6 protein-coding genes and 1 pseudogene are annotated in these 7,500 nt (G+C 67.3%); 2 read left to right on the top strand and 5 right to left on the bottom strand.

What is annotated here, in order from left to right; translation table 11 throughout:
* Positions 1-248 precede the first annotated feature (248 nt).
* Positions 249-1,523, top strand: a complete 1,275-nt coding sequence (locus tag ACFWPJ_RS19255) for a YibE/F family protein (protein WP_378853145.1) — start codon at positions 249-251, stop codon at positions 1,521-1,523.
* A gap of 1 nt (position 1,524) precedes the next feature.
* Here the strand turns inward: ACFWPJ_RS19255 and ACFWPJ_RS19250 are convergent, their stop codons facing one another.
* Positions 1,525-2,856 (bottom strand): Hsp70 family protein, encoded by a 1,332-nt coding sequence (locus tag ACFWPJ_RS19250; RefSeq protein ID WP_378853143.1) that lies wholly within the window; start codon positions 2,854-2,856, stop codon positions 1,525-1,527.
* Positions 2,857-2,967: 111 nt separating this feature from the next.
* Complete coding sequence (locus ACFWPJ_RS19245) at positions 2,968-4,290, bottom strand: UDP-glucose dehydrogenase family protein (RefSeq protein ID WP_378853141.1); 1,323 nt, start codon at positions 4,288-4,290, stop codon at positions 2,968-2,970.
* Between the two features lie 299 nt (positions 4,291-4,589).
* Here ACFWPJ_RS19245 and ACFWPJ_RS19240 point away from each other — a divergent pair, with 299 nt between their 5' ends.
* Positions 4,590-5,114, top strand: a complete 525-nt coding sequence (locus ACFWPJ_RS19240) for a YdcF family protein (RefSeq protein WP_378853139.1) — start codon at positions 4,590-4,592, stop codon at positions 5,112-5,114.
* Between the two features lie 160 nt (positions 5,115-5,274).
* Here the strand turns inward: ACFWPJ_RS19240 and ACFWPJ_RS19235 are convergent, their stop codons facing one another.
* The 3 genes and pseudogenes from ACFWPJ_RS19235 to ACFWPJ_RS19225 form a co-directional block, all read right to left on the bottom strand.
* Positions 5,275-5,922 carry a hypothetical protein gene (locus tag ACFWPJ_RS19235; protein ID WP_378853137.1) on the bottom strand — a complete coding sequence of 216 codons (648 nt, stop codon included), beginning with the start codon at positions 5,920-5,922 and terminating at the stop codon, positions 5,275-5,277.
* Positions 5,922-6,608, bottom strand: coding sequence for a hypothetical protein (locus ACFWPJ_RS19230; RefSeq protein ID WP_378853135.1), 687 nt, complete (start codon positions 6,606-6,608; stop codon positions 5,922-5,924). Before ACFWPJ_RS19230 ends, ACFWPJ_RS19235 begins: the two co-directional genes overlap by 1 nt.
* A 174-nt stretch (positions 6,609-6,782) precedes the next feature.
* A pseudogene (locus ACFWPJ_RS19225) lies at positions 6,783-7,500 on the bottom strand (Fe-S oxidoreductase); the annotation flags it as partial.

Raw genomic sequence — 7,500 nt, 5'->3', positions numbered from 1 at the left:
TATCGTGGGCTCGGTTATGTTTATAAGAGAAAGGCGGAGACATCCACCTGATCTACGCAGAAAAAAAAAACTGTACCTCATATACTCGAATCTAGGCCAGGCCTAGGCGCGGGGAGGTTTTGTGTTTGCGGCCGGCGGTGGGTGGGGTGGTGGGGGTAGCCCGTTCCCGGTGAGTTACCCATGTTCTTGCGTGATCTGTGGGTTGCGTCGGGTCGTTCTTGAAAACGAGATCCTTTAAGCTCTGCCCGGTGAGCGATCATCATCACCACCATCACGATCATTCGGGGCCCATTGCTATCGGGGCTACCGCCGCGAAAGTTGTTGTGGGGCTGCTTGCTGTCATCGGGGTGGTGGTGTTGGTGGCGATGGTGATTCTGTGGCCGAGTGCGCAGCACGTCGAGATTCCGTTGCCTATGCAGACCGCTACCGGGGAGGCGGTGCATACCGAGGCGGGGACTGTGGTGATGCAGGACATCGGGCCCTGTGGGAGTCCCTCGCAGGGGAAGGTGTTCAGTGACAAGCCCGAGGCGCCGCGGACGGGGGCCTATACGTGTCAGCGGAGCATTGTCGAGTTGCGGTCGGGGCCCGACGAGGGGGACAAGACGCTGTTCGAAATCGCGCCGGGGCCAGGGCAACCCGATCTGCGGGCCGGTGACGATATCCGGGTCGTGCGGGCCGAGGATCCGAGTGGGATGACGCTGTACGCGTTCGAGGACTACTCGCGCGGGCTGCCGTTGCTGCTGATCGTGCTCGCGTTCGTCGTTGTCATCTGTGTCGTCGCGCGGTGGCGTGGGTTCAGGGCACTGATCGGGCTGCTGTTCGCGTTCGCCGTCGTCGTCATGTTCCTGCTGCCCGCGCTGCTCGACGGCAAGCCCGCGATTCCGGTCGCGCTGGTCTCCGGAGCGCTGATCCTCTACGTGGTGCTCTACCTCGCGCACGGGGTGAACCTGCGGACCAGTTCCGCGCTGCTCGGGACGCTCGCCTCGATGCTGGTGGCGGCCTTCCTGTCCTGGCTGACGCTGGAGGTCACCAACCTCACCGGTCTGTCCGAAGAGCAGAACACCAATGTGGCCACCTACCTCCAGCACGTCAGCATCACCGGACTGCTGCTGGCCGGGTTCATCATCGGCTCGCTCGGCGTGCTCAACGACGTCACCATCACCCAGGCCTCGGCCGCCTTCGAACTCGCCGCGCTGGACGAGGGCGCGTCGCGGCGCGAGATCTTCACCGCCACCATGCGCGTCGGTCGCGACCACATCGCCAGCACGGTCTACACCCTGGTGCTCGCCTACGCCGGTGGCGCGCTGCCGCTGCTGCTGCTGTTCAGCGTCGCCGGGCGATCCATCACCGACGTGCTCACCGGTGACGCCGTCGCCATCGAGATCACCCGCTCCGCGGTCGGCGGTATCGCGCTCGCGCTGTCGGTGCCGTTGACCACCGCCATCGCGGTGCTGCTCGCCCGGCCGTTCGGCGCCAAGCCGGTCGTGGTCGCGCCGCAGCGTGCCAGGCACGCCAGGACCTGAGTTACTCGCCGGGCGGCGGGAAGCCAGGCAACACCACCGGCGGCAGCGTCGGCACGACGATCGGCGGCAGGCCCGGCACCACGGTGAAGGTGTTGGGGCCCTGCGTCGGCGGGGCCGAGGTGGTCGGCTGGGACCCCTGCTGTCGGGCGGGCGGGGCGGCCACCGTGGCGTGGACCGCGTCGGTGGTCGGCGCCGCGGCCGAGGTCGGACCGGCCATCGAGGGACGCGGCGCGGTCGTCGCGGGTACCGCCTGCGAACCGTCGCTGGAATTGCCGCGCTCGAGCACCTCCGGCCCGTAGCCGAGGCCGAGGCCGATCGCGGCGACCACGACCAGCGAACTCACCGTCAGCACGGCGGCATTCAGCTCGCGGCGATTGTGGCCGCGGTTGGTCAGCGCGCTGAGTGGACGACGGCGGGCCGGCGCGGTCAGCCACGCCGGGGTGGCGTCGTCGACGTCACCGAGCGGCGCGGCCGGTGGACCGACCGGCGCCTGCTGCACCTGGGCGGGGCGGGCCAGCAGTGCCGCGCCGCGGGCCAGCGCCGTCTCCGGCTCGGCCGGCACGATCACCGGAACGCCGATCGTGCGTTCCAATACCCGCGCGATCAGCGGAATCCGGGCACCGCCGCCGATCACCATGATCGCCTGCACCGGATGCTGCGCGCGGATGATGACATCGCGGGTCATCCGCGCCGACGACTCGATCGCCAGCATCATCAGCGCTTCGAAGTTCTCCTGGGTGAGCAGCACCAGGCCCTGCTCGCTGGGCAGCGCCACCGCGTTGTTGCTCGACAGCTGTTCCTTGGCGGCCCGGCACAGCGCGTCCAGCTCGGCCAGCCCCACCGGATCGGCCGGATGCGCGATCCGGCCCGAGGCGATCTGCTGTTCCCTGATCAGCGAATCCAGGTAGTCGCCGCTGATGTCGCTGATCCGCTCGCACTGGTAGACATCGCTGGTGCGCGCGTTGATCACACTCACCGTGAGACCCGAACTGCCCAGGTCGTAGACCGCCAGTGTGGATACCTCGCGCATATCGCTGGTCGCGTGCGCGAAGTGCACGGCGGCAACGGCTTCGGGGACCAGCTGATAGTTGGTGAGCTGGCGGCGCGCCATCGCGGCCCTGATCGCCCTGGCCTGCTGATCGCTGCGGAAGGTGACCGTGGTGGCGGTGACCTCGGGCGATGCGGCCAGCGCCTGGGCGATAGCGTCGGCCGCGGACTCCTCGGCCTGGTGCTCGGGCATCGAAAGGGTGTGCAGCTCGAACGAATACGGCGGGACGAACCCGTGGGGGCCACCGTGCTGCGGGCGTGCGAGGCGCACTGTGCCGGCCCCCACCGATACTCCCAATACCGCACTCATCAGCTGCCCATCTCGTTCCTACCGCACGACATGCGGAGCCTGCGTACTCGGATCTATGGTCCGGCAGCCCCCGCTTGGATCGCCACTCTACGGGGTACCGAGTCCGGCGTACACCCACCCGGCTTCCCGCCAGGTAGTGCGGTCCAGGCAATTGCGACCGTCGATGATCGAACGGGTCCGCACCACCGGGTCCAGGTCGGCCGGAGTCAACGCCGTGAATTCGTTCCATTCGGTCAGGACCAGCACCACATCGGCGCGATCGCACGCCTCCGCGACCGAGGTGGCGTAGTTCAATGTCGGGAACACCCGGCGCGAATTCTCCACCGCCTTCGGGTCGTACACGGTGACGACGGCGCCGTGTAGCTGGATCATCCCCGCCACGTTCAGCGCCGGCGAATCGCGCACGTCGTCGGATTCCGGTTTGAACGCCGCGCCCAGGACCGCCACGTTCGCGCCGAGCAGCGAGCCGCCGCAGGCGCGCGCGGCCATGTCGACCACCTTGGTGCGGCGCCGCATGTTGATGTTGTCGACCTCGCGCAGGAACGCCACGGCGTGGTCGGCGCCGAGCTCGCCGGAGCGGGCCATGAAGGCGCGGATGTCCTTGGGCAGGCAGCCGCCGCCGAAACCCAGTCCAGCATTGAGGAATCGGCGGCCGATGCGGGCGTCGTAGCCGAGGGCGTCGGCCAGCATCGTCACGTCGGCGCCGGTCGCCTCGCAGACCTCGGATACCGCGTTGATGAACGAGATCTTGGTCGCCAGAAAGGCATTCGCGGAGACCTTCACCAATTCGGCGGTGGCCAGGTCGGTCAGCAGGAGGGGGATCTCGGCGGCGATCAGGTCGGCGTAGATCTCGCGGATCTGCTGCTCGACCCAGGGCGAACGCTCGCGGCTGGGGTCGAGGCCGAGGACGAGGCGGTCGGGGCGCAGGGTGTCCTGCACGGCGAAACCTTCACGCAGGAACTCCGGGTTCCACGCGACCTCGACGTCGACGGTCGCGGCCGCGCGGGCCCGATCACCCAGTGCCGCAGCGGTTCCCACCGGGACTGTCGACTTGCCGACGATCATCGCCGGGCGCTCCAGCATCGGCGCGAGGGCATCGACAACGGCGTGTACGTATTTCAGGTCGGCGCCGTACTCACCCTTCTTCTGTGGTGTGCCGACGCCGAGGAAGTGCACGTCGGCGTGGGCCGCGGCGTCCTCGTAGTCGGTGGTGAACCGCAGCCTGCCCGCGGCGAGGTTGCGTTGCAGCACCTCGTCCAGGCCCGGTTCGTAGAACGGCACCACACCGTCGGCCAGTTTGGCCACCTTGCCGGGATCCACATCCACCCCGACCACATCGTGCCCCAGCTCGGCCATACACGCGGCATGCGTGGCCCCCAGGTACCCCGTTCCGAAGACTGTGCATCGCATACTCCTGTTGGTAAGCCGCGCGCGTGGCTACGCCGCGTCAGCGAGGCAAGAGCGGGCGCAACATCTGGTGTACAGGGGGAAACGCGGGATCGGGTGGCTGCCGTACATGGCTTTCACCTGCGGCGATGTAATGGCGGCGGTGTGGGGTTCGGATCGTCGGCCGGCATTCCGGCGAACCGCACGTCTCGCGGGAGGTCCGGCATAATCGTGCAATCGGCGTCTTCGTAGTCATATATCTGACTGGGCGAACGCGAATTGCACGATTACGCCAGGACGGTGCCGGTCACTAGCATTCGCGTATGCGCCGGATTGTGTTCGCCACTGGTGGATTGTCGGTCGCGGTGCTGGCCGCGGTGGTCGCGCTGTGGCCGGTGTATGTGCGGCCGGAGACCGATGAGCCGGTTCGCGCCGACGCGATTCTCGTCCTCGGCGGGGCCCATGACGGCCGCGAACAACTCGGGTTACGCCTGGCGGCCGAGGGATACGCACCCCGCGTCCTCATCTCCAACCCCTATGAGCACAGCCCGATGGTCAACCGGATCTGCCACGGCGGCTATGCCTTCGACGTCATCTGCTTCGACCCCAGCCCCCGGACCACCCTCGGCGAAGGTCGCGAACTGGGTCGCCTCGGTGCTGACTGGGATCGCGTCATCGTGGTCACCTTCACCCCGCACATCTCCCGCGCCCGCTACATCCTCGGCAAATGTTGGCCCGGCGAACTCCTCTTCGTCGACCCGAAACCCCACCTCTCACCCACCCGCTGGGCCTGGGACTACGCCTACCAATCCGCGGGGTATGCGAAGTCCTGGCTCGCAGACTGCTGACGACGGGCTGCGACAAGCGGATTGTGTCAGCCGCCGAGTCTGCGAATCGGCTTGCGTGTCGGCTCGGCGACAAGGATGCGCAGCGCATCAATAGCGCTGGCGCGGCGCTGGTCCGGGACTTGAAGCCACGATCTATGACGCGGATCTGATAGGCGGGTATTCAGAGCCTGCAGCCGTTACGGTCACTTCCGATCATGCGCTGCCGGTCGGCATCGGGTTCGGTAAAGCCGCACAGCAGTGTCGCGGCATCCTCGAGGTGCCGATCGCGGTCCCGCGTATCGGCGAGGTACGCGGCACCTTTCAAGACGAGTGCGCCGAGCGGGTCGGGAATGCTGAACGTAACTGGATACCCGCGGTCGGGTTTGATGTGGCAGTTCACAGTCTTGCGCAACGCTGACGTACCCGCTGGAACTGCGAAGACTCGGCGGCCGGCGACCGTAGGCTGGTGGCGTGGTGCCAGATTGTCGGCGACCATGACGTCTACCTGCGCCCCAGGGCGTTCGAAACGGTGTACGAAAGATCGGCGACTGTCTGGAATGACCAGCGAGTATCCAAGTTGCTCGAGCACGTAACTCGCACGGCTGAACGTCGTTGCACCGGTTTCGATATGCAAGACCATGTCGACGTCGACGGTTGCTCGTGTCGGTGGAAGTCCGGCGTGGATGGCGTGGATCTGGACCATGAGGCCGCCGATCAATGTCCAACAGTCGCCGGGAAGAAATGAGGCGATCTCGACGAGTTGGGGCCACGGTGGTCCCCAGCCGCCATTGGGGGTGGGGACCATCCACAGCGGGCGGTGTGGGGTCATCATTGCTTCCTGCTGTCGAGGAGTTGAGCCAATTGCGCTATGCCAGCGGCCCGTTCTCTGCTGTTCAGCGACTCGGCAAGGTCGAGCGCGACGGCCGGTGCGGGCAGGCGACCTCCGGCGAATGCCCTCTCCTCCGATACCGTCCGCAGCGTGACCTGCCCTGCCGGATCCGGCGTCAGGGCGTAGACCTCGACCATTTCTGCGACAGATTCGACCGGAACGTAGCCGTCGACCGAGTCGTTCGAGATCGTCAGGCCGAAGGTGGCTGCATTCCGCACCGACAAGGCACTCGTGCCGGTGGGAATCACGTGCGGTTCCAGCTCGTGCAGGAGCGACGGGTGACATCGGAAATGTTGAACCTCGGCCCGGTTCTTTGCAAGTCGCACAAGATCGTCGGCTGACGCGGTAGCCAGGCGGTAAGCGATCCGCCTTCGTTGGGCGATGGTGATCCAATCCAGTCTGCCGTGTGACAGCATGACAACAGCGGCCCAGGCGTTCGTCTGGGTCCAGGGCCGTCCTTGTCGAGGCTCTTCGTGCTTTCTCTGATACACCGATCGCGTATCGATGAGAATCGAGCGCCCGATCTTCCGCGAGAGTGTGAGATGACCTACCGCAACTAGCCGCTGCACCTGGCGCCCGGTCACCCCAAGAGCCGCGCCAGCTTCGGCGACTGTCATCTCATCCATACACATATAGTCGCTCATGCGACCATATGTGTAAACCTATTTCTCGTCGCTTCTTCTGTAACCAGCAGCCACATCAGCGAACTCTTACCGCCGGTCGGTCGTTGTGCGATAAACAGCAGTGAGGCGCGGATTCCGAGAATCCGCGCCTCACCTGGGCTTTCAGTTGTTCAGTTGTCAGTTCTTGCGGCCGGGGGCCTTCGCGCCGGACTTGAAGCCGAGGCCGCCGGGCTTGGCGGTCGGCGGGGCCACCGGCGGGGTGCCGTTGCCGTTGCCGTTGGTGGGCTCGGGCTGGGGGGCCGATTCCGCCGCGGGAGCTTCCGGTGCGACCGGGGCTTCCGGTGCGGCCGGGGCCGCGGGAGCTGAGGCCGGGGCTGCGGCGCCGGGGGCCTTCGGGCCGGGGCGCTTGAAGCCCGACTTCATGGCCAGACCCTTGGCGGCGACCGTCGGCTTGGTCTCGGTGGGGGCCGAAACCGGGGCCGAAGCCGGGGTCGCGGCGGGAGCTTCAGCGGCGGGGGCCGCTTCTGCTGCCGGAGCGGTCTCAGCTGCCGTGGCGGTCGGGGCCTTTGCGCCGGGGGCCTTGGCGCCGCCCTTCATGCCCAGGCCCTTGACCGGCGGGGCTGCCGGGGCGGGAGCGGCTTCGGCGGGGGCGGCTGCCTCGGCGGGAGCTGCCGGAGCCTTCACACCCGGAGCCTTCGCGCCACCCTTCATGCCGAGTCCGCCGCCGGGTGCCTTGGCGGCACCCTTCATGCCCAGACCCTTGACCGGGGCCGCGGGAGCCGCGGTCTCGGCGGCCGGTGCCGCTTCGGCTGCCTTCGCACCCGGCGCCTTGGCAGCGCCCTTCAAGCCGAGTCCACCGCCCGGGGGGGGGGAGGGCCACCCCGAAACCCAGAGC

The organism is Nocardia sp. NPDC058497, assembly GCF_042720195.1.
In the GTDB taxonomy this organism is placed as follows: domain Bacteria; phylum Actinomycetota; class Actinomycetes; order Mycobacteriales; family Mycobacteriaceae; genus Nocardia.
This window is presented reverse-complemented; position numbering and strand designations above follow the sequence as displayed.